Annotated in this window: 17 protein-coding genes and 1 pseudogene; 6 read left to right on the top strand and 12 right to left on the bottom strand. The window is 39.2% G+C overall.

Annotation, left to right across the window (positions count from 1 at the left end):
• Positions 1-20 precede the first annotated feature (20 nt).
• Together ppc and HMPREF2984_RS08095 are read right to left on the bottom strand one after the other, a co-directional pair.
• Positions 21-2,720: a phosphoenolpyruvate carboxylase gene (gene ppc, locus HMPREF2984_RS08100; protein WP_070671057.1), complete on the bottom strand. Its 2,700-nt coding sequence runs from the start codon at positions 2,718-2,720 to the stop codon at positions 21-23.
• 38 nt (positions 2,721-2,758) lie between these two features.
• Positions 2,759-3,991 carry a cell division peptidoglycan polymerase FtsW gene (locus HMPREF2984_RS08095; protein ID WP_059220927.1) on the bottom strand — a complete coding sequence of 411 codons (1,233 nt, stop codon included), beginning with the start codon at positions 3,989-3,991 and terminating at the stop codon, positions 2,759-2,761.
• A gap of 280 nt (positions 3,992-4,271) precedes the next feature.
• On the opposite strand from HMPREF2984_RS08095, the gene HMPREF2984_RS08090 reads away from it, so the two are divergent.
• From HMPREF2984_RS08090 to lysS, 5 genes are all read left to right on the top strand, one after another.
• A complete protein-coding gene (locus tag HMPREF2984_RS08090) occupies positions 4,272-5,108 on the top strand; it encodes a glycoside hydrolase family 25 protein (RefSeq protein ID WP_049533094.1) in 837 nt (278 codons plus the stop codon).
• 126 nt (positions 5,109-5,234) lie between these two features.
• Positions 5,235-6,077, top strand: coding sequence for a DUF368 domain-containing protein (locus HMPREF2984_RS08085; RefSeq protein WP_059220930.1), 843 nt, complete (start codon positions 5,235-5,237; stop codon positions 6,075-6,077).
• Positions 6,077-6,559, top strand: a complete 483-nt coding sequence (locus tag HMPREF2984_RS08080) for an aminoacyl-tRNA deacylase (protein WP_059220932.1) — start codon at positions 6,077-6,079, stop codon at positions 6,557-6,559. Before HMPREF2984_RS08085 ends, HMPREF2984_RS08080 begins: the two co-directional genes overlap by 1 nt.
• 12 nt (positions 6,560-6,571) lie before the next feature.
• On the top strand, positions 6,572-7,213 hold the full coding sequence (locus HMPREF2984_RS08075) for a histidine phosphatase family protein (protein ID WP_059220934.1): 642 nt from the start codon (positions 6,572-6,574) through the stop codon (positions 7,211-7,213).
• A gap of 83 nt (positions 7,214-7,296) precedes the next feature.
• The gene (gene lysS / locus HMPREF2984_RS08070; protein ID WP_070671054.1) at positions 7,297-8,784 is read left to right on the top strand and encodes a lysine--tRNA ligase; all 1,488 of its coding nucleotides are present in this window, start codon (positions 7,297-7,299) and stop codon (positions 8,782-8,784) included.
• Between the two features lie 121 nt (positions 8,785-8,905).
• Here the strand turns inward: lysS and HMPREF2984_RS08065 are convergent, their stop codons facing one another.
• The 7 genes from HMPREF2984_RS08065 to HMPREF2984_RS08035 all read right to left on the bottom strand — a co-directional run bounded on the left by HMPREF2984_RS08065 (position 8,906) and on the right by HMPREF2984_RS08035 (position 16,534).
• Positions 8,906-9,295 (bottom strand): pyridoxamine 5'-phosphate oxidase family protein, encoded by a 390-nt coding sequence (locus HMPREF2984_RS08065; RefSeq protein ID WP_257362730.1) that lies wholly within the window; start codon positions 9,293-9,295, stop codon positions 8,906-8,908.
• A 52-nt stretch (positions 9,296-9,347) separates the two neighbouring features.
• Complete coding sequence (locus tag HMPREF2984_RS08060) at positions 9,348-10,202, bottom strand: VOC family protein (protein ID WP_070671052.1); 855 nt, start codon at positions 10,200-10,202, stop codon at positions 9,348-9,350.
• Between the two features lie 41 nt (positions 10,203-10,243).
• On the bottom strand, positions 10,244-10,873 hold the full coding sequence (locus HMPREF2984_RS08055; protein ID WP_070671050.1) for an NAD(P)-dependent oxidoreductase: 630 nt from the start codon (positions 10,871-10,873) through the stop codon (positions 10,244-10,246).
• A 137-nt stretch (positions 10,874-11,010) separates the two neighbouring features.
• A complete protein-coding gene (locus HMPREF2984_RS08050) occupies positions 11,011-11,460 on the bottom strand; it encodes an Rrf2 family transcriptional regulator (protein ID WP_003028975.1) in 450 nt (149 codons plus the stop codon).
• Between the two features lie 65 nt (positions 11,461-11,525).
• Complete coding sequence (locus HMPREF2984_RS08045) at positions 11,526-12,362, bottom strand: metallophosphoesterase family protein (protein ID WP_070671048.1); 837 nt, start codon at positions 12,360-12,362, stop codon at positions 11,526-11,528.
• A 90-nt stretch (positions 12,363-12,452) separates the two neighbouring features.
• The gene (locus HMPREF2984_RS08040; RefSeq protein WP_070671046.1) at positions 12,453-15,818 is read right to left on the bottom strand and encodes an ABC transporter permease; all 3,366 of its coding nucleotides are present in this window, start codon (positions 15,816-15,818) and stop codon (positions 12,453-12,455) included.
• 14 nt (positions 15,819-15,832) lie between these two features.
• Positions 15,833-16,534, bottom strand: coding sequence for an ABC transporter ATP-binding protein (locus HMPREF2984_RS08035; protein ID WP_070671044.1), 702 nt, complete (start codon positions 16,532-16,534; stop codon positions 15,833-15,835).
• A 133-nt stretch (positions 16,535-16,667) separates the two neighbouring features.
• Between HMPREF2984_RS08035 and HMPREF2984_RS08030 the strand changes: the two genes are divergently transcribed.
• On the top strand, positions 16,668-17,222 hold the full coding sequence (locus HMPREF2984_RS08030) for a TetR/AcrR family transcriptional regulator (RefSeq protein ID WP_070671042.1): 555 nt from the start codon (positions 16,668-16,670) through the stop codon (positions 17,220-17,222).
• A gap of 188 nt (positions 17,223-17,410) precedes the next feature.
• On the opposite strand, the gene thrS is transcribed toward HMPREF2984_RS08030, so the two are convergent.
• The 3 genes and pseudogenes from thrS to HMPREF2984_RS09960 form a co-directional block, all read right to left on the bottom strand.
• The gene (thrS, locus tag HMPREF2984_RS08025) at positions 17,411-19,363 is read right to left on the bottom strand and encodes a threonine--tRNA ligase (protein WP_049533109.1); all 1,953 of its coding nucleotides are present in this window, start codon (positions 19,361-19,363) and stop codon (positions 17,411-17,413) included.
• A complete protein-coding gene (locus HMPREF2984_RS08020) occupies positions 19,356-19,997 on the bottom strand; it encodes a cytidylate kinase family protein (RefSeq protein WP_049533135.1) in 642 nt (213 codons plus the stop codon). Before HMPREF2984_RS08020 ends, thrS begins: the two co-directional genes overlap by 8 nt.
• Positions 19,998-20,016: 19 nt before the next feature.
• Positions 20,017-20,162, bottom strand: a pseudogene (locus HMPREF2984_RS09960) (AAA family ATPase); the annotation flags it as partial.
• Positions 20,163-20,452: the final 290 nt, after the last annotated feature.

Below are 20,452 nucleotides of genomic sequence, written 5' to 3'. Positions count from 1 at the left end.
TTCCGATTTTTTATTCTTCATCAGCCTGAGTTTCTCAGTCCTGTCGCAATTCCGTTGATTGTGATATGAATCAATCGTTCTTCATCCGAGGATAATTCTCCACGGCGTTGACGCTTGATGAGTTCTAGCTGAATATAATTCAAAATGTTAAAGTAACGCATGCGGTAGTCTAAACTGTCTCGCAAGTAGGGATTTTCTTCTAACAGGTCGTCATAATCTTCAATGGCAAGAATAACATTCTTGGTTAATTGCCACTCATCCAAAATTGTATAATAAATTTCTTGTACTTCTTTATCTTCACACAATTGAGCATATTCAAAGGCGATATTCATATTCGACTTTGATAACACCATGTCTACATTGGACAAAAGCGATTGGAAGAAAGGCCAATTTTTATACATCTTTCTCAAGAAAGCTAGATTTTCTTCTGGATTTTCATCAATAAATTCTTTAAAGCTGGATCCAACACCATACCAACCAGGGAACATCACCCGACTTTGTGACCATGAAAAGACCCACGGAATGGCACGCAAGCCACCGATTTCGGTAATTGTTTTACGCGCAGCCGGTCGCGAACCAATATTAAAGCTGGAAATAGCTTTGATCGGGCTTGATTCAAAGAAATAATCATAAAAATGCTCATTGCCAAAAACCAAATCACGATAAATTTGATAGCTTCGTTCTACTACCTGATCCATAATATGCTCATAGCGCTTGGACGTGTTGGTATCACTTTTTTTCTTAGTAATCATACGATTAATCGTTGCCGACACCAGCATTTCTAAATTATAATACGCAGCATCTTTATTTCCATATTTATTGCCAATGACTTCTCCTTGCTCTGTCAAGCGAATCCGGTCATTGATACTACGGAGAGGCTGAGAGGTAATGGCTTCATAAGTAGGTCCGCCACCACGACCAACCGTTCCACCACGACCGTGGAAAAAGGTGATTTTCACACCAAATTCATCTCCGATAGCAGTCAGTTGCTGTTGCGCTTTATAGAGAGTCCAGCAGGATGATAAGTAACCACCGTCTTTATTGCTGTCTGAATAGCCCAGCATGATTTCTTGATAGTTGTTATTAGAGGCAATCCATTTCTGAGCGATTGGAAGAGATAAGTATTTCTTCATCGTGTCATAGGAATTATCCAAGTCTTCAATGGTTTCAAAGAGCGGCACAATCTGTACACGCGCAAATTCTTTGTCAATGAGACCAACTTCCTTGTGCATAACAGCCAACTCTAAAAGGTCAGACACGCTCGTAGCATGAGAAATAATGGTTTGCTTAATAACCGCATCTCCTAGCTTGTCTTTCAACTCACGCGCCGTTTGAAAAATCTCTAATTCTTTTTGCAAAAGGGCAGATTTTTTAGCATGTGTTGCAGAGAGAATCCGCGGATCATAGAGAAGTTCATTTAGCAGAACGTGACATTTTTCGTCTTCAGAAAGCTCGCTATAATGCTCCACAATTCCTGCGCTCGCTAATAACTCCGCAACGCAGGCTTCATGAACACTGGAATCTTGACGCATATCAATGGAAGCAAGGTAAAAACCGAATACTTCTACTGCTTGAAGCAACTCAGTAAACTCACCAGAAATCATTGCTTCGCCTTTATTTTCAAGAAGAGACTGCTTGATAGCTAGTAAATCATGTTTAAATTCTTCAATTTTGTGGTAATGTGGCTCGGTTTTTATCTGATCAATAAAGTAAGTCTTTGTATTTTTTAGTTTTGTTTGAATATAGTAGAAGGCTCGACGATACAATTCTTTTTCGCGGTAAATAGAATTATCTTCTGACAGATAAGCCATTTCCTGCACCGCTTCACTTACTTTTACGATACCTGTTGACAAAGAAAATTCACGGTACAAATTAGCAACTTTCGTATCGTAATAGTTCATAATCACTTCACATTGTGTCAAAGCGGATTTTTTCAATGTTTCAGCTGTAACATAAGGATTTCCATCTCGGTCACCACCAATCCACATTCCCATCGTAATAGGGGTAGGATTTTTCAGGTCAATCCCGTGCTGTTTGGCTAAGCGCTTGTATTCTTCTGTTAAATTAGTCACCGCCTGCAAGAAAGAGCTATTGTAGTATTCCATCACATTGGTGATTTCATTGGTCACTTTTAATTTCTTCTCACGAATCATATCTGTCCGCATGATAATTTCGATATACCGACGAAGATTATTGTGCCATTTTTGCTCATTGAGCAAGCCCATTCGCACATCGCGGTATTTACGCAACAAAACGTGAATATGATTGGTCAAATCCAGCATAGTCGTTCGTTGCACTTGAGTTGGATGAGCTGTTAAAACAGGGACCACATTCAAATGCTCCAAAATTTCAGCAGCGTTTTCCTTTTCAGCAACCAAATCAATCGTTGTGGATAATTTCCCAAGATAATCTTGACCCACATTATTTTGATAGTTAATCTCAAAAGCCAAATCCACATCTTCTGAAATATTGATTAAAAGAGGCAGGATTGAAAAATAACGAGAAATATAGGACATTTCCTTGTTCGATAGACTTTGAACAATCTCATTTAACCCTTCATAATTTCCAACTGCTGCTAATTCTTTTAAAGCAATGATTTTTTCAAAGGTTTCAGGACTCAGCATATTTTTTGTAACTTCTTCTAATAAGTCCGTCAGAATCGTAACTTCTTCTTTGATAACTTCTTTATTGTTGTAATTTTCTAATTTTTGAAGTGACATAATCTACACCTTTCAATAAGCTTTTGCTCAATCTAACGTTAGCGAATAATTCTTAAACCGTGATTGGTTTCTTCGATTTCTCTATACAAACTTTCTCGTTTTTCATTGGCATCAATGTTTAACACAAAAGCAATCGCTACGGATAATACCAACAAACTATTTCCACCTTGTGATAAGAAGGGGAAGGTGACACCCGTCGAAGGAATCAAACCGGAAATTCCTCCAATATTGACAAACGTCTGTGTCAGTAGCATTCCACCGACACCAAGAGCCATCATAGAATTAAATGGATCTTTCGCTCGAATTCCCACAAGAATAATCCGCAAAATAAGGAAAAATAAGAGGGCTAAAATCAAGCTGGCACCGATAAATCCAAATTCTTCAATAACAATGGAAAAGACGAAGTCTGTCTGTGCTTCTGGCAAATAACCACGTTTTTCGATAGAATTTCCTAATCCTAAGCCAAACCAACCGCCATTGCTCATGGCGTAATAGGAATTAGCTAGCTGGTGACCTGCGCCTGATAAATCTTTAAAAGGATTAAAAAAGGCACTAAATCGTTTTGCTACATAGCCAAACACAGGAACCTGAGCAACTTTTTCCACACCAATCAACCAGATGCCTGCTAAAACTGCTGTGGAAAGAGTGACCAATATCCCAAGAAGAGTTGAAAACCAGCGATAACCAATCCCACTAACCGTTACCATGATTAAGGTCGTCAGCAAAAGAATGGTCGCATTCCCCAAGTCAGGCAGCGCTGCCACAATCCCAATGAGCACCACGACCAGAATTCGCCAATCGTTCAGTGCGCGTGGAATCAGTTGATTTCGTGTTAAAGCCTGATAGTCATACGTTGCGATTTCATCTTGCTGATGAGAAAATCGCTGTGCTAAAAACCAAATCAGAATAATTTTTAAATACTCAGCCGGCTGGAGACTAATCGGACCAAATCGTAACCAACCATGTGCACCATTGATTCGGGCACCAAGGAAGCGAGATAAAATTAAAAGCAAGATTTCCACAAAAATAACAATGACAATCAGTCGATTGTCTTTTAAGAAATCTAACTTTATTTTGTAAATTAAAGCAATAGCAAGTAAGCTGATTACCCAGAAAATTCCTTGATTTAAAACAGATCTGAGCGAATTCGCTCCCACCTGTACTAAAGTGGCACTTGATGTCGAATAAACAACTATCAATCCCAAAATAGATAAAATCAAATAAGGAATCAAAATGGAATAATTCAGCAGGTGGCGTTTATCAATTTTCATAGTTCACCTAATATTATTAAATTTTCACCGAACATTATACCATTTTCCAAGGTAAAAAAAAAGTATTTAACGAACGGTATTTTTTAAATCCTTGCAGTATCTAGGCTAAACTTTAACTAAAAAAAGAACAATAAGCTGAGTCTATGAAAAGGATTTATAAGCATTCTTCACCATTATGTCCAATAAACCGCTTTCTTTAATATTTCAATTTGATGACAAATACTTATTTTCTACTAGTTTATTTTGCTTTTTATCTGACTTTACGTTAAAATGAAATTATATGAGAAAGAGGATTAAACCGCTTGTTGTCTTTGTTTTCTTTGTTAGCTTCATTGCGATTATTTTAGGAGCGAAGCATTATTCAGAGAGCAAGGAAACTAAACAGCAAAAGGACGCTATTACACAAACATCAGCTACTTCTCAGTCAACTGATACTTCAGATTCCGATGAAGCAGACAAACCCTATAAACCAATCATTGACTTGTCCGGCTGGCAATTGCCAAGTGATATTAACTATGACGTACTAGCAAAAAATGTTTCTGGCGCCATTATACGCGTGCATAGCGGAGCACAAGCAAAAAAAGAAAATGCAGCTACACACTTAAACGGAATTGATAAATCTTATCAACGCCACATTGAAGAATTTCAAAAACGAAATATTCCTGTCGCTGTCTATGCTTATGTGGCTGGTAGCAACAAGAAAGAAATGCAAAAAGCTGCCGAAAATTTTTATAAAGCTGCTTCAAAATACAAACCTACCTACTACTGGCTAGATGTTGAAGAAAAAACTATGGATGACATGAATGCTGGTGTTGAAGCTTTTCGCGCTAAGTTAGCATCATTGGGTGCTAAGAACATCGGGATTTATGTTGGAACCTATTTCCTTGAAGAACACAGTATCTCAACTAAGAAATTCACAGCTATTTGGATTCCAACTTACGGCTATAATGACGGTTATTACAACGCTGCCCCTAAGACAGACTTGAAATATGATTTACATCAATACACATCACAAGGCTCAATTAGTGGTTTTGCACATGATGTCGATCTCAATCAGCTATCTCCTTTAAAAAATCAGACAAAAACATTTAAAAAGTTATTTGGTAATGGAAAATAATAACTCTGTAATAGTTTGAATCGAAAACTTTGCAGAGTTTTTCTTTTCTTCTCGTCCAGTTATCACTACTTTCTTGTTTCTAAATATGATATAATAACTAACATAGAAAAGTTTAGGGAGTAATGGATGATTTCTTGGTTGATAAGAATTTTTAAGGGAATTGTCATCGCGCTAGGATTTATTCTCCCCGGAGTATCTGGTGGAGTTTTAGCCGCTATTTTGGGGATTTACGAGCGGATGATTTATTTTTTAGCGCATATAAAAGAGAATTTTCGTGAAAATGTACTCTATTTTTTACCTGTTGGTATTGGAATAGTTTTAGGGATTGCACTATTTTCCCTGCCAGTTGAATATCTCTTAGAGCATTATAAAATCATTGTTTTATGGGGATTTGCAGGAGCGATTATCGGTACGACTCCAAGTTTGCTAAACGAATCTACCAGAGAATCTGATCGCGACCGAACTGATGTTATTTGGTTCGTAGCCACTTTTTTCATCTCTGGGATTTGCATTTATTTCCTCAATAGTTTAGTCGGAACATTGCCAGCAAATTTCTTGACTTTTATTTTAGCTGGTGCCCTTATCGCACTGGGAATTCTCGTTCCAGGATTAAGTCCTTCAAATTTGCTCTTAATTTTGGGACTGTATTCTCCTATGCTAATCGGTTTTAAATCTTTAGATATTTTGGGAACCTTTTTACCAATCGGAATTGGCGGTCTCCTCGCATTTGTGATTTTTTCCAAATCTATGCACTATGCTTTGGAAAATTATCATTCTCGAGTATATCATTTTATCATCGGTATTGTCTTGTCGAGTACCATTCTCATCTTGGTACCAAATCCTGGGAACAGTGAAAGTATTCATTATGCTAATACTTCTATCATCACTTTAGTTACTGCTGCCTTCTTCTTTGGTTTGGGAACTTGGCTGGGCGCTTGGATGAGCCAATTGGAGGAAAAGTATAAATAATGGCTAAAAAAACAAAAATTAAGAAAACTCTTGTAGAGCAAATTTTAACAAAAGCAAAAATTCCTCACAAAGGCCTCCAAATTAATGCTTTAGAAGGACAATTACCTGAAGAAATAGAGCGCTCACAAATTTATAAAACTTTAGCTCTAACAGGTGATAAAACAGGAACAGTCATTGGAATTGTGCCCATAACAAAACACCTTGCAGAAAAAAAACTAGCTAAAATATCTGGCAACAAAAAAGTCAGCATGATTCCGCAAAAGGAGTTGGAAAAAACAACGGGTTATATCCATGGCGCAAATAATCCTGTCGGCATTCGGCAAAAACACCACTTTCCTATTTACATTGACAATTCAGCTTTAACACGCGAGACTATTATTGTCTCAGCTGGAGAATTAGGACACAGTATTGAAATAAACGCAAAGGAATTAGCAAATTTTGTCGAGGCAACCTTTGCAGACATAAAAGAGGATTCAAAATAGAAAGGGAACTGTATGAAACTCTACTTCGTTCGACACGGAAAAACTCAATGGAATTTAGAAGGGCGCTTTCAAGGAGCTAATGGTGATTCACCGCTGCTTGAGACTTCTATTGAAGAATTGCACTTGCTTGGAAAACACATGGCTTACATTAAATTTGACAAGATTTTTTCAAGTGATTTACCACGCGCAATGGCAACTGCACAGATCATCTGTAGTGAAAATCAATATTCATCAGTTGTTGAACCACATACAGAGCTACGCGAATGGCAGCTTGGCTCCCTAGAAGGACAGAAAATCTCTACAATTACCGCCATCTATCCTCATCAGATGCAAGCTTTTCGTCATAATTTGGCAAAATTCAACAACTCTATTTTTGGTGCAGAATCGGTCTATAATACTACACGACGTACAATAGACTTCATTAAATCACAAAAAGGACAATCTTATGAAAATCTTCTTTTTGTTGGTCATGGAGCGAATTTAACCGCTTCTTTACGTTTGTTATTAGGCTATGACTTTGCTCAACTGCGTCAGCAGGGAGGCCTTGCCAATGGAAGTGTCACTATTCTTGAAACACAAGATTTTGAACATTTTACACTTCTTGATTGGAACAATGTTGATCACTTAAAAACAATTGAAACCGTGAGCGTATAAAATCACGGTTTTTTCTTTATTTATAGGTGAATTTCTGCCTTATTTATGATAGAATGAGGAAGGTAAACTTTAGGAGGAAGAATATGACTACTGAACATATTGAAGAATTAAATGACCAGCAGCTGATTCGTCGTGAAAAAATGGCTGCTTTAGCAGAACAAGGCATTGACCCATTTGGTAAACGTTTTGAACGTACCGCAGATTCTGCCCAATTAAAAGAAAAATATAGCGATAAAACAAAAGAAGAGCTACATGAATTAGCTGAAACTGCTACAATTGCTGGCCGCCTTATGACCAAGCGTGGTAAAGGAAAAGTCGGTTTTGCTCATATCCAAGACCGCGAAGGTCAAATTCAAATCTACGTCAGAAAAGATACTGTCGGCGAAGAGAATTATCAAATTTTCAAAAAAGCAGATATTGGCGACTTCCTTGGTATTGAAGGTGAGGTTATGCGTACAGATATGGGAGAGCTTTCGATTAAAGCAACTCACATTACACACCTCTCTAAAGCACTTCGTCCATTGCCAGAAAAATTCCACGGACTGACAGACGTTGAAACGATTTATCGTAAACGTTATTTGGATTTGATTTCCAATCGGGAAAGCTTTGAACGCTTCGTAACTCGCAGTCGTATCGTTTCAGAAATTCGCCGTTATCTTGACAACCAAGGATTCCTTGAAGTTGAAACACCTGTACTCCATAATGAAGCTGGTGGTGCTGCTGCTCGTCCATTTATTACTCATCACAATGCGCAAAATATTGATATGGTGCTTCGTATCGCGACTGAATTGCACTTAAAACGCCTGATTGTTGGTGGTATGGAACGTGTTTATGAAATGGGACGCATTTTCCGTAACGAAGGAATGGATGCCACTCACAATCCTGAGTTCACTACAATCGAGGCTTATCAGGCTTACGCAGACTTTGAAGATATCATGGACTTGACGGAAGGAATTATCCAAAGTGCGGCGAAAGCTGTCACAGATGCTGAAAGTGTCCCTTATCAAGGTACTGAAATCTTTATCGGTCGCAAATTTGCACGTAAACATATGCTAGAAGCCATTAAAGAGCAGACGGGTATTGATTTCTGGAAAGAAATGACTCTCGAAGAGGCCACTGCACTAGCTAAGGAACATCATGTAACAGTTGAAAAACACTTTACGGTTGGTCACATTATCAATGCTTTCTTTGAAGACTTCGTTGAAGATACCTTAATTCAGCCTACATTTATCTATGGTCATCCGGTAGAAGTATCTCCACTAGCTAAGAAAAATGCTGATGACCCACGCTTTACAGACCGCTTTGAGCTCTTTATCGTTGGACGCGAATTTGCCAATGCCTTTACCGAGTTGAACGACCCAATCGACCAATTAGCGCGTTTTGAAGCGCAAGCCAAAGCTAAGGAACTCGGAGATGACGAAGCAACTGGTATCGACTACGATTACGTAGAAGCTCTTGAATACGGCATGCCACCAACTGGAGGTCTCGGAATTGGAATTGACCGCTTGATTATGCTGTTGACAGATGTCACTTCTATCCGTGATGTATTGTTGTTCCCTACGATGAAATAAATTTACAAAAACGAGCGACTCTTCTCGAACCGCTAGCTGTCAAATAGACGTTAAAAAATAAAAGAAACACAATGAGCTTGTCTCTCTTAAAATGAGAAACAGGATTGCTGTGTTTTTTCTTTTACAGTTTAATTTCAAAATTATCTTGAAAAGGGGGCAGTTGGGTTAAATCATAAAATTCTCCCTTTGCACGCTTAAAACGAAAGACTTCTAGAAAGGAACGCCCTTCTTCTGTTGGATAAATGTCATACATATAGGGATTCGCTGCAAGAAGTTCCTCCAGCTTTTCTTTGCCTATATGCTCTGCCTGACCTGTCAAAGTAATGGACTTGCGCTCCATGGTACCATTCCCCTGCGTCATACCAGTCACCGACGCACGTCCATCATCTTTCAAACGTTTAAACAATGACTTAGAGGAGGCTGTCAAGAAATAAACAGTCTGTCCATCTTCAAGCATCATATCCATAACAGAAGTATGAGGATTTCCTGCCTCATCAACTGTTGCCACCACAACCGAGTGAATCTCTTAAACCAAAGTTTTAAGGTAATCCATTATATTCCTCCTACTTGACCTTGCGCACCAAAAAAGCAATCCCATTTTGGTCGGTAAAAAGGAGTTCTGACGAAGACAACCACTCACATCTTCCGCCCTTAGTTTGAGCTTGTTCATGGATAGCAATCAATTGCTCCTTATCAGTTACTTCTGCGGTAAAATAGGCCAGACCCAGCTGGTCAGGTTGACGCTGTTCTAAATTAGGTCCTCCCCATTCATTAACGGCTAAATGGTGATGATAAGCACCAGAAGCAAGCCAACTGGCTGAAGGAAGGCTAAATTTTTCAGATAAGCCCAATACTGCTTGATAAAATTGACTAGTGGCTCTGCTATTGTTCACTGAAAGGTGAATATGACCCATGCGAGTTCCTGCAGCGATTGTGAAAGGCTCTAGCTCCCGACCCAGTTCATAAATGGCTTGAGCGTCCAGCTCTTCGGTCACTCCGATAATCCGACCATCTTCACGAATATCCCACTCGGACACTGGCTTGTCCCAATAAAGTTCGATGCCATTTCCTTCTAAATCTTCCAGATAAATAGCTTCACTATAACCATGATCTGCTCCTCCTACCAAAGGAATCTGGTATTCAAGCAAATGTTTTAGAATATCAGCCAAATCCTGACGATAAGGCAAGAGAAGCGCCATGTGATAAAGACCGTAAAGCTGACGAATCGGAGTTTTATCTTGAACTTCCCTCAAATGTACTAAAGCTTTTTCGCCACGACCAAGAATGACTTCTTGTTCTGTCTGGAGCAAAATTTCTAGACCTAATATTTGATGATAAAAAGTTGTTTGTCGTTCAAGACTTTGAACATTGAGTACAACTTCAGCTAAATAAATATGACTTTTATATGGATAATTCATTATATTCCTCCCAAATGAGTACAGAGCACTTCATCTGTTTTCTATTTTCCTAAAACTGAAATCCGTTCTTGAATATGTTTTCCAGATTCGATTTCATCGACAAAGGCAATAGCGTAATCCGCATAAGAAATCTTGCTTTCTCCTGCTTCATTAACTGTAAAGAAATCGCCTGCTAAGATATATTCACCCGTATGAGCACCATCTGGTATAAATTCTGCTGCTGGGCTGACAAAGGTCCAATTCAAATCTTTCTTTGTACGAAGCAAGTCCAATTCATCTGCTTGAGCACTAGCAAGTGGTTTATAATCTGCAGAAAATTCTGCTGTATCTACCAAGCGGACTTTCTTTTCCTTATCAACATAAAGACTACCAGCACCACCCACAACTAGTAAACGTGTACTTGTGCCTGCCAACAAATCATTGAAATGCTCAATAGATTTGCTGTGAAGTGGCAACGTTTCTGGTGTCCAAGCTCCAAAAGCTGTAGCGACCACATCATAACCTGCCAAATCTTCTTTTGTCAAATCAAATAAGTCCTTTTTAAGTAGGTGCTGTGCCTGTGTTTTATTTTCAGAACGAACAATAGCTGTTACATCATGTCCACGTTTTACGGCTTCCTCAACAATGAGTTGCCCTGCTTTTCCATTTGCTGCTACGACTGCAATTTTCATAGTGATTTCCTCCGAAATTGTTTGTTATTTTTAGTTGTAATTTTTTTTATTACAATCATAGTATAACACATTTAGTTGTAATGTCAACAATTACAACTTAGAATCTTCAAGATTATTCAAAAAAAACAATCCATTTCTCACGAAACGGATTGTTTTTGTATCTCTTCTTGGGCGGATGCAACGACATCTGCAAGGCTGGTTTTACTCAATTCTTTTTCCATTGCTGCTTGAATTTCTGCTAATTTATCATCTAAAACTAAATGAATATTTCTGCCAATGGGACAAGATGGATTAGGATGCTCATGAAAGCTAAAGAGTTGTCCAGATTTGCCTAGGCATTCTACTGCTTGATAGACATCCAAGAGGGTAATGTCTTTTAAATCTTTCATAATGACAGCTCCGCCCGTTCCACGCGCAACGGAAATCAAGCCTGCGCTTTTCAACTGTGATAATGTCTTGCGAATAATGACAGGATTTACTCCAACGCTATCAGCTAAAAAATCACTAGTTACCTTATGTTCTTGACATTCTAGTGCTATAACAGTCAACATGTGCGTAGCAATGGTAAAACGACTCGAAATTTGCATGTAAAACTCCTTTCATTTGCTGATTCTATTACTAGTATACTTCATTTACGTTGTAACTTCAAGTATTACTTCTCAAAAAACTCCTTGAGATGTGCAACATAATCTTCTCGCTCACTAATTGCCCGAAGTAAATCATGGTTATGCGTATGATGAATTCCATTGACCAGACTTTCGTAATACACTTCATAATAAGGCAACTTCAATGTTCTCGCCAGTTCCAATTCTTTGTTTACGTCATAAGCGACTCGCCTAAAGTCAACCTCTGCTAAGCCTTGTTCATCAATTTTTAAAATAGCATACTGAGCTCGCAGATCCTTTCGCAAACAAGCATCTAGAAAGAAAGGCTGACCGATAGAGCCTGGATTGATAATCATCTGTCCCCCCGTCGCATAACGAAGAAATTGCTGATGAATATGACCATAAATGGCAATGGCACAATTGTTACCTTCAAACAGGCGATCAAAATTCTCTTGTTGACCAATGTGAATCAACTCTCGGCCCCAATTTTTATCTGGCAAATGATGAGTCACAGCGATTTCTAAATCGCCAACTTTTGTCAAAAGCTGCAAAGGCAATTCATGCAGTCGGTTCAGTTCTTCAGGCGTGACTTTTTCCAAAAGATACTGGCACAAACAAATCATATAGAGATGACTAGGGCGACTAATGTCTAATTTCCCATGAAGGGCATTCCAAATGCTATCTTCCCAATTTCCCCGCACTTGGAGACTGATTGGTAAAGTAGCCATTAAGTCGAGAATCTTCCTTCGACCCGTTCCCGGTGCCAATAAATCTCCCAAAAACCAGTAATCGGTCACCTGTTCCTTTTTAGCGTCCGCCAAAACAGCTTCTAATGCCGTTACATTTCCATGAATATCTGATAATAAAGCAATTTTTCGTTTCATTGTACCGTTTCATCTGTCCTTTATAAAATATTATAACAAACCAAGAAAAAACTTCCACTCCCAAGTTTGAGTGAAAGTTTTACTGCCTCATCAATCTACCGACTTCAACGCTTCCAACATGTCAATACGCCTCAATATTGCATTGACCATAAAGCCTAAGACAATCAAAATCATGATGATAGAAAAGACTGGTACAAGATATACAAACACCGATACTGCCGGATTGAGCAGAAAGGCGTCTGGGGCAATCGTCTCTAAAAGGGAGCGATGTAAGATATTCCCCAAAAACAAGCCTACGATAATACCAATAACAGACAAAAGAATGGTCTCTCGATAAATGTAAAGCGTGACTTCTTTATTATGAAATCCCAATACTTTAATCGTTGATAATTCTCGAATCCGCTCTGCAACATTGATATTCATCAAGTTATAAAGAATCACAATGGCTAGTAAAATAGAGGCAAAGGTTAAAATCTGCATTACAAAGCCAAGAGATTTGACAATGACATCAATTTGTTCCAAAATCCCCGTATTTTGTACGACTGCTCGCACACCAGTTAATTTCATGAAGGCTGCTGCGGTATCCTGCACATTTTTGCTAGAGGAATCTTTCAATTTTATCAGATAAGCATTTTCTTGGAACTTACGAGCAAATACCGTTTGATAATAGTCCTGATTCATAAAGATAAAATGCCCTGCGTACATTTCAGTGATACCAGAAACTTTGATTTTATAGCGTTTTCCTTCATCGGATGTCACCTCAAAAGTATCTCCAACAGAAACATGCATAATGGTTGCTAATTTCTGAGAAATGACCGCTCCATGCGAAGACAAGTTCAAGCTCGCTTTGCTTTGACTATCATATAACTCTATGAAATGATGAAAATCCTTGCCTGTTGTCACAAATAACGCGAGAGATTGTTCATCTTTTGCTCCTTGAATTTTTTTGGTAAATCCTTCCTGATAGATACCGTGTTTCTTGGCTATTTTTTTATCTGCCAATAACTGACTGATTGCTGCTTGCTCATCAGATTTGAGATAATGTTTTTGCGAAATGACAGCATCATATTTGATAATTTCTCCATACTGACGATTTCCTATACCTGCCATAGAAGATGACAAACCGAGACCAGCAAATAAAAGGGCGACGGAGCCTGCCACACCAAAAATAGTCATCAGCATTCTTTGCTTGTAGCGAAAGATATTTCGAGCTGTTACTTTTTGCGCAAAACTAAGGCGATGCCAAATAAAACCAATCCGCTCTAGCAAGATCTTAGAGCCTTTATTAGGTGCCTTAGGTAACAATAATTGAGACGGCTTTTCTTTCAATTCTTTATGTGCAATATAGAGGGCTGGTGCGACGCCACACAAGACCGAGCATAAAAGAGCAATGAGACTAATTTCCCAATAAAAGTCTAATCGCAAAGCTGGATAAGTGGAGGTTTTAAAAATCGTTTTCCCTAAGATGTAGGGTAAGAAATATGTACCTAACAAACTTCCTATTACTGTACCTAGCAAGCTTGAAACAAAGCCATAGATGACAAATTTCTTAACGACATCTTGGTTCCGATAACCCAAAGCTTTTAAAACACCTGCATTTGTGCGTTCTTCGCTGACAAAACGTGTCATTGTCGTTACCGTTACAAGGGCAGCTACCAGATATAGTACAATCGGGAAAGCATTCCCTACAGCTGAGATTCCATAAGCACGATTCCCCGTTGTTGTGTACTCGTCAGCTCCTGGAAATGTCCGACGTGTATACACGCGGTAGGTTGGTACAGACAAGCCAGCTACTTCATCTTTTGCCTTTTGAATGTCTGCTTGCCCATTTTTTATTTTTGTTTCAGCATCTTTCTTTTGCTTTTCGTATTCAGTTTTTTTATCGTTCAATGTTGCCTGAACTTGGTTCAATTGCGTCTGACCATCTGCGATTTGTTGTTTTGCTTGCGCCAATTGGGCTTGACCTGCTTGGTATTCGACTTGTTTATTTCTTAAGGTTGCCTGACCACTTTGATATTGAGCCAAGCCTGCGTCATATTCAGCTTGTTTCGCATTCAATGCCTCAGCCGCAGATTGGTATTGGGCAAGTCCTGCTTGATAAAGCGCTTCTTGGTTTTGATACTGCGTCAGTACAGTTTGAAATTCAGCCTGCTTTTTCTCTAATTCTGCACGAGCAAGATTTAATTTCGCTTCTTCTTGTGCTAGTTGAGTTTGTGCTGCCACAATTTCAGGCACTGTTGCTGGATCAATTCCTTGTGCTTGAAGCGTAGCTATTTTTTTCTGCAAATCAGTTTTTGCAGCCGCAAGTTGCGTTTGACCTTTTTCTAATTCAACCTGTGCTGCGGCTAATGTAGCTTGACTGTTTGCTAGATTTTCTTTTGTAGCAGACAATTGACTAGCTGCCTGATCTAATTGGGTTTTCATTTGGTTCAATTGTCCCCAACCTGAAGAAAGTTGAGCAGCGGCTGTATCCAATTTTGCTTTTGAGCTTGCTAAAGTTTGTTCAGCCTGTGCAATTTGAGCTGCGCCCTGTGCAAGCAAGTTTTCTTTTTCAGTTAGTTGACCTTGAGCAAGCTCTAAATCTGCTCTTTTTTGATCAATTTGATCCTGCGCATTCCTTAGTTGCTGCTGGGCATCTGCCAATGCTTGTTGAGAAGTTTGAATTTTTGCTTCTCCGTCCGCAATTTTTGTCTGTGCTTGTTTTTTTATCTCTGATAAACGATTTTTCCCATTATCAGCCACTAGCTTTTCCAGCTCATTTTCATACTGTTTTACCTTTTTTCGATAGGAGTCTCCAAAAGAATTAAGTGCTTTTAAATCGTCATACTTCAAACGAGCAACTGTATAGACTGAACTTTGAAATGTTTTTGGCATCACCACTGCATAAGCAGATAAGGTCCCACTCCCTGAGTTAGAATTGCCAAGAGAAATCGTCGAAGCCAATTCACTTGAATTGACGAATCCCGTCACCGTAAAGGTATGCTGCTTCAAAGCATAATCATTGGTTCCTTCCTCGTTTAAAGTAATGCTATCGCCAATCTTGTATTTTCCTCGATAAAAACTAGCCAAAGCCACTTGATTTTCCTTGCTTGGAAAATGACCTGAGACAAGCTTGAACTTAGAAATATTAGTTGTCTTAGAAAAAACTCGAACAGAAGTTGAGCTATCGTCAATCACTGTATCTGTGAAATAACCATATTCTACCTGTGCATTTGAAATTGTATTCAGTTCTTTTTGATCAGCTTTGCTAATGCCATAGTCTGATATCACTGCCAAATCCATCATTTTCATCTGTGAAAGATAACGATTGGCTGAATTTTCAATATCTGGACTAGCTGCTTTCAGTCCTACTAGTGCAAAAGAGCCTAACATCATCAAGAACATAATGGACAGAAAGCGTCCTTTGGACTGACGAAAAGAGAGCCCGATGTCCTTATTTAGAATGGATTTTTTCATATCACCACTCCTTGCTAATACTCTAGACTTGCAATGTCTTGAGGATGTTCATTCAAAGTGACGGATTGAATCCGTGCATCGTGCATGCGAATCACGCGATCTGCAATCGGAGCTAAGGCGCCATTATGAGTTACAATAATCACTGTTGCTCCCTGCTTTCGCGACATATCTTGAAGAATTTGCAGCACTTGCTTACCTGTTTTATAGTCCAGTGCGCCTGTTGGTTCATCACAAAGCAAAATTTTGGGATTTTTCGCCACAGCACGCGCAATAGAAACCCGCTGTTGCTCGCCACCAGACAATTGAGCAGGAAAATTATGCAGCCGATTTCCCAAACCAACTGCTGCTAATGCCTCTGCTGCGTCCTGTGCATCTTGAACAATTTCTGAAGCCAATTCAACATTTTCTAACGCCGTTAGATTGGGAACTAAATTATAAAATTGAAAGACAAAACCAACATCATTTCTCCGATAGTCCGTCAACTGGTGAGCGTTGTAATGCGCTATATTTTGCCCATCAATCAGGACATCTCCCTCGTCATTGCTGTCCATTCCACCAAGAATATTCAAAATCGTTGATTTTCCAGCGCCTGAAGCTCCAAGAATGATGACTAGCTCACCTTTTTCAATCTCAAAAGAGATGTCATTGTTAGCAATGATTTCTGTGTCTCCCATTTGATATCGTTTGTAACTATGCTTCATTTCAATATAAGCCATCGCCTTTTCCTCTTTCAATTTCCATGTCCAATTAAATAAACAAGCTGTTGATTGAATCCTATCTTTATTATAAAATAGACTTAACATAAAGGCAATCATCAATTATCAACAGAGTGTTCATTTAAGGAGTATTATGGTACAAAATCGACAAACAGCAACCAAGCAGCATATCAGAGAAGCCCTCATTCAGCTCTTGTTAGAAGAAAAATTTGAAACAATTTCCGTTAGTAAACTCTGCCAACGGGCAGGTATCAATCGTGGAACTTTTTATCTTCACTATCTTGATAAATACGATTTGATTGAAACGCTAAAAGAAGAAATCATCGCTCAATTGAGCAAAAATTTTGAAGAAACGACAAACACGCGTGACCTACTCATTACCAATCTAAGCTATCTCCAACAAAATTATGACCTGATTTATGCCGTTTCTCAAAGTCATTACCTCAATTTCCGTGAAACAATCCGTGAATTCATGCTTAGCATTTTAACGAACGAGCAACACAGACTTCAAACCGAATACTTTTTAAAAGAAAATTTCACCATTTCTAAAAAATATGCGCTGGAAGTCTTTTTATCTAGCGTAGAGGGCATTATCTCACTCTGGATTTCAAGTGGAGTTAAAGAAACACCTGAAGAAATGACGAATACGATTTTACAAACCTTTGATTACGATGCTTGGCGATTGTAAACTAAAAAACTCTATTTCTATAAAAGGGATTTCCTCAATTAGAAATAGAGTTTTTGATATACATTTTTTCTAAAGCTCAAAAATTGAAAGGTTGTAAAATGAGACGACAGCATACAGGATATGATGTTCTATTGCATATCTTTATAACCAGTCATGTCATCATTGCAACCTATCATCTACTTTTTAGCTTAGTTGTCCTTATCATCTATGCGTGATTTTCTAGCAATATCAGCCAAAATATGGTCTACAAATTCTGCAATTGTTTCTGTATGTGTTTGTTTACTTCCGTAACGACGAACATTCACCGTACCGTCTGCTTGTTCCTTGTCCCCTACAATCAATTGGTAAGGAACTTTATGGGTTTGACTTTGACGAATCTTGTATTGCATTTTTTCATTGCGTTCATCAACATCCACGCGGACACCACGATTGCGCAGTTCTTTCGCCACTTTCCAAGCATAGTCAGCATGTGCTTCATTAGAAATCGGAATGACTGTCACTTGATGAGGAGCAAGCCAAGTTGGGAAAGCACCTTTGTAGGTTTCAATCAAGTAAGCAATAAAGCGCTCCATAGTAGACACGATACCACGGTGAATCATGACTGGACGATGCTCTTCACCGTCTGCTCCGACATAATGAAGGTCGAAACGTTCTGGTAGCAAGAAGTCTAATTGAATAGTGGAAAGAGTTTCTTCATTTCCAAGAGCCGTTTTTACTTGGACATCCAACTTAGGACCGTAGAAAGCAGCTTCGCCTTCTGCCTCAAAGTAATCCAAACCTAAGTCATCCATTGCTCCTTTTAACATGCGTTGAGCATTTTCCCACATTTCATCATTATCAAAATATTTATGTTTGTCATTCGGATCACGATAAGACAGACGGAAACGATAATCTGTAATGTTGAAGTCTTTGTAAACGTCAATCATCAAATCCAGCACATGTTTAAATTCTTCTTGAATTTGTTCTGGCATGACAAATAAGTGAGAATCATTCAGCGTCATTTCACGAACACGTTGGAGTCCTGAGAGCGCACCTGATTTTTCAAAACGGTGCATCATACCAAGTTCTGCAATGCGAATTGGCAGCTCACGATAAGAATGCACATGGTTTTTATAGACCTCAATATGATGCGGGCAATTCATCGGACGAAGAACAAATTGTTCACCGTCTCCCATATCCATTGGCGGGAACATATCTTCTTGGTAATGTTCCCAGTGACCTGAAGTTTTGTATAATTCTACACTTGCAAGCGGTGGCGTATACACGTGTTGGTAGCCGTCATTGACTTCGCGGTCTGTAATATAGCGCTCTACGATACGACGAATAGTCGCACCATCTGGAAGCCAGAATGGAAGTCCTTGTCCAACTTCAGGAGAAATCATGAAAAGATCAAGCTCTTTACCGAGCTTACGGTGATCACGTTCCTTGGCTTCTTCACGCATTTGAAGATAGTTTTTTAGGTCTTTCTTATCAAACCAAGCTGTTCCATAAATCCGTTGCATCATAGCATTGTCACTGTTCCCACGCCAGTAAGCACCTGCTACATTGAGCAAATGGAAAATTTGAATACGCCCAGTTGACGGTACGTGAGGGCCACGGCAAAGGTCCACATACTCACCTTGACGGTAAATTGTAAGACCTCCTTCGTCTTCTGAATGCTCTTCAATCAATTCTAACTTGTAAGGATCGTTTTTGAAAATTTCTCGTGCTTCAGCTTTCGTTACTTCTTCGCGGATTGACGGAAAATTTTCCTTGACAATCTTCTTCATTTCTTCTTCGATACGAGGCAGGTCTTCGTTAGAGATTTGACCAGCTGTATTGTCCGTATCATAGTAAAATCCGTCCTGAATAGCTGGACCGACACCCAAGTGAATGTCTGGGAAGAGACGACGAGCAGCTTGAGCGAACAAGTGAGCAGCAGAGTGACGCAAGATATCCAAAGCGTTTTCATGGTCAGGTGTTACAATCTCAATCGATCCATCTTCTGTAATGGCACGAGTGATATCAATGAGTTTACCGTTGAATTTACCAGCCAAAGCTTTTTTAGCTAAGGAATTGCTGATAGATTGAGCAATTTCAAAAGTCGTGCTGCCTGATTCATATTCACGAACAGCACCATCTGGGAAAGTAATCTTAATCATAGTTTTCTCCTTTAATATCTATTTTATTTATATTGGGCAATTTTAAGAGCCGAGCAATCTCTTCAGCGGTCTCCTTTTCCGATCGACTGCCGTCTGTCATAAGGCTAGGATAGCCTAATTTTTTTGCTTCCTTCCGCACCATTTGGGCAAAAAGAATGTCCCGCTGCATCCAGTTTTCAAAAGCTTGCTCGGGATTGGATGTGTCCTCTAAAACATAGGGAACCCATTCTCTCTGCTGATAATGCTTTGTCTGAAAATCAGCTGTCGGAGTCAAGCATAGATAGGAAACCGCTGGTCCGTCTAGGCTTTTTACCAAGTGAGGCAACAGCCCTGCTCCCTCCACCAAAAGTGGCTTCTCTTGGTGTTCTAGCAAGTAAGACGCTACATAAGGAAAAATCTCCTCATAAAAACGCCATTCTTCATCTGCCATCTCCTTTGGATGTCTCAACCAGATTTGATCCGGACTTCTGTCCTGTCTCAGAAGGGAAATCGGCTTTGCGTTCGCTCTTGCTTGATCCATCATCTGGTCTGTCAAATCATCTAACTTGATATGAAGCAGATCGTACTTCCGAGCAAGAAGGAAAGCAATTGTTGACTTCCCGCTGTAAGGCGATCCACCAATCATATAGAGCATAACTCTTCCTCCTTCCGACAAAATAAAAAGCGACAATCCTAAAAGGACGTCGCAACGTGGTTCCACCTTCATTCATGTACAACAAAAAAGTTTGTTGACACCTCTGATTGGCTCTAACGTAGCCACCGTTTCATGTTTGCATAAAAACAAATCGAGTAGTCCCAGCTACATCCTCTGCGTGATTCCCAGCTCCACACGCTCTCTGAAAGATTTCCTGTAGGTGATATGTCTCTAAAAAGTATTATAACACGATTGGAAAAATTTGCAAGCCCTATGATTAAAATGTATTGTGTTTTGGAACCATTCGAAACAGCACAGCTCTAAAACGCTTCTGTTACCGTGTAGCACAAAAAGAAAGTTTTGGAACCATTCGAAACAGCACAGCTCTAAAACATAGCCACATTATTATAAGGACCTGTTCTAGTTTTGGAACCATTCGAAACAGCACAGCTCTA

The organism is Streptococcus sp. HMSC066E07, assembly GCF_001814695.1.
GTDB lineage: Bacteria > Bacillota > Bacilli > Lactobacillales > Streptococcaceae > Streptococcus > Streptococcus hominis.
The sequence above is the reverse complement of the archived record's forward strand: the minus strand, read 5'-3'. Positions and strand labels throughout refer to the sequence as shown.

Bases quoted from the DNA above. Each gene is read 5' to 3' on its own strand.
- HMPREF2984_RS08020 (WP_049533135.1), bottom strand. From the start codon at position 19,997: ATGCTCTATATGATTGGTGGATCGCCTTACAGCGGGAAGTCAACAATT.
- HMPREF2984_RS08045 (WP_070671048.1), bottom strand. From the start codon at position 12,362: ATGAAACGAAAAATTGCTTTATTATCAGATATTCATGGAAATGTAACG.
- HMPREF2984_RS08060 (WP_070671052.1), bottom strand. From the start codon at position 10,202: ATGAATTATCCATATAAAAGTCATATTTATTTAGCTGAAGTTGTACTC.
- HMPREF2984_RS08050 (WP_003028975.1), bottom strand. From the start codon at position 11,460: ATGCAAATTTCGAGTCGTTTTACCATTGCTACGCACATGTTGACTGTT.
- HMPREF2984_RS08040 (WP_070671046.1), bottom strand. From the start codon at position 15,818: ATGAAAAAATCCATTCTAAATAAGGACATCGGGCTCTCTTTTCGTCAG.
- HMPREF2984_RS08085 (WP_059220930.1), top strand. From the start codon at position 5,235: ATGATTTCTTGGTTGATAAGAATTTTTAAGGGAATTGTCATCGCGCTA.
- HMPREF2984_RS08030 (WP_070671042.1), top strand. From the start codon at position 16,668: ATGGTACAAAATCGACAAACAGCAACCAAGCAGCATATCAGAGAAGCC.
- ppc (WP_070671057.1), bottom strand. From the start codon at position 2,720: ATGTCACTTCAAAAATTAGAAAATTACAACAATAAAGAAGTTATCAAA.
- HMPREF2984_RS08080 (WP_059220932.1), top strand. From the start codon at position 6,077: ATGGCTAAAAAAACAAAAATTAAGAAAACTCTTGTAGAGCAAATTTTA.
- HMPREF2984_RS08055 (WP_070671050.1), bottom strand. From the start codon at position 10,873: ATGAAAATTGCAGTCGTAGCAGCAAATGGAAAAGCAGGGCAACTCATT.
- thrS (WP_049533109.1), bottom strand. From the start codon at position 19,363: ATGATTAAGATTACTTTCCCAGATGGTGCTGTTCGTGAATATGAATCA.
- HMPREF2984_RS08090 (WP_049533094.1), top strand. From the start codon at position 4,272: ATGAGAAAGAGGATTAAACCGCTTGTTGTCTTTGTTTTCTTTGTTAGC.
- HMPREF2984_RS08035 (WP_070671044.1), bottom strand. From the start codon at position 16,534: ATGGCTTATATTGAAATGAAGCATAGTTACAAACGATATCAAATGGGA.
- HMPREF2984_RS08095 (WP_059220927.1), bottom strand. From the start codon at position 3,991: ATGAAAATTGATAAACGCCACCTGCTGAATTATTCCATTTTGATTCCT.
- HMPREF2984_RS08075 (WP_059220934.1), top strand. From the start codon at position 6,572: ATGAAACTCTACTTCGTTCGACACGGAAAAACTCAATGGAATTTAGAA.
- lysS (WP_070671054.1), top strand. From the start codon at position 7,297: ATGACTACTGAACATATTGAAGAATTAAATGACCAGCAGCTGATTCGT.